The sequence below is a fragment of the Xanthomonas sp. D-99 genome (genome assembly GCF_017746145.1).
GTDB lineage: Bacteria > Pseudomonadota > Gammaproteobacteria > Xanthomonadales > Xanthomonadaceae > Xanthomonas > Xanthomonas cissicola.
Genome location: NZ_JAGHWU010000027.1, coordinates 1 through 1,235, shown reverse-complemented (window position 1 = coordinate 1,235; position 1,235 = coordinate 1). Strand labels below are relative to the sequence as shown.

The 1,235-nt window shown below is 60.2% G+C and carries 1 protein-coding gene; it reads left to right on the top strand.

Features of this window, described 5'->3' with window-relative positions; translation table 11 throughout:
• Positions 1–133 precede the first annotated feature (133 nt).
• On the top strand, positions 134–1,114 hold the full coding sequence (locus J7360_RS12395; RefSeq protein ID WP_007962146.1) for an IS5 family transposase: 981 nt from the start codon (positions 134–136) through the stop codon (positions 1,112–1,114).
• The last annotated feature ends 121 nt before the right edge of the window (positions 1,115–1,235 follow it).

Below are 1,235 nucleotides of genomic sequence, written 5' to 3'. Positions count from 1 at the left end.
GGCAGCACGCTCACTGCGCTCTTGGAGCGGCAAACAAACTTAGCGAGCAGTCGTCGGGTGGGCGCAGCTAGGGAAGGTCTGATCAACTCACCGCAGATGCGCGACACTATCGCCTTATGTAGAGGATTCATCCATGCAGCTGACGTTCGGTGACGCTGAGGGCTTGGGCAAGCGTAAGCAGACCCGGCGCGAGATCTTTCTTGCCGAGATGGAGCAGGTTGTTCCGTGGCAGCAACTGCTTGCCCTGATCGCGCCGCACTATCCAGTGTCGGGGCGGCCAGGTCGGCAGCCGTACGCACTGGCGACGATGTTGCGGATTCATCTGCTGCAGCAGTGGTATGCGTTGAGCGATCCGGCGATGGAAGAAGCGCTGCACGAGATTCCGACCTTGCGGCGCTTTGCCCAGCTCGGTGGGTTGGACGACATTCCCGACGAGACCACGATTCTCAACTTTCGGCGCCTGCTGGAGACCCATGGCCTTGCCGCACGGATGCTGGAAGCGGTCAACGCGCATCTGGCGCGCAAGGGTCAGAGCCTGCGGTCGGGCACGATCGTCGATGCGACGCTGATCGCTGCGCCCAGTTCGACCAAGAACGCCGACCATGCGCGCGACCCTGAGATGCATCAGACCAGGAAGGGAAATCAGTGGTATTTTGGGATGAAGGCGCACATCGGCGTGGATGAGTTTTCCGGACTGGTACACCATGTCCATTGCACAGCGGCCAATGTCGCCGATGTCACGGTGACGCACGCATTACTGCATGGCAAGGAAGACAGCGTGTTCGGCGACAGTGGCTATACCGGGGCGGACAAACGCCAAGAACTGCGGGACTGCCAAGCAGTATTCTTCATCGCCGCCAGGCCCTCGACGATGCGGAGCATCGGCAACACACGCGAGCGTGCACGGGAACAGCGTTGGGAACACTTCAAGGCCAGCGTGCGCGCGAAGGTGGAGCATCCATTCCGGGTGATCAAGCGCCAGTTTGGCTACACCAAGGTCCGCTATCGAGGTCTGGCCAAGAACACGGCACAGGTGCTGACCTTGTTTGCGCTGTCAAACCTGTGGATGAAGCGAAAGCAGTTACTGCCGGCGATGGGGAGCGTGCGTCTGTGAACCGGGAAATTCCCGCGGAAAGCGCCAGAAATGGCGAAATTCCGAAGTTCCAAAAGCCACTCTTCGGAACGACGCCACCTTCCGCCCTGTCAGGTCTCGTTGTTCAGACCTTCCCTAGGTC

Excerpts from the sequence above, each read along its gene's own strand:
- J7360_RS12395 (WP_007962146.1), top strand. The coding sequence starts at position 134 with ATGCAGCTGACGTTCGGTGACGCTGAGGGCTTGGGCAAGCGTAAGCAG.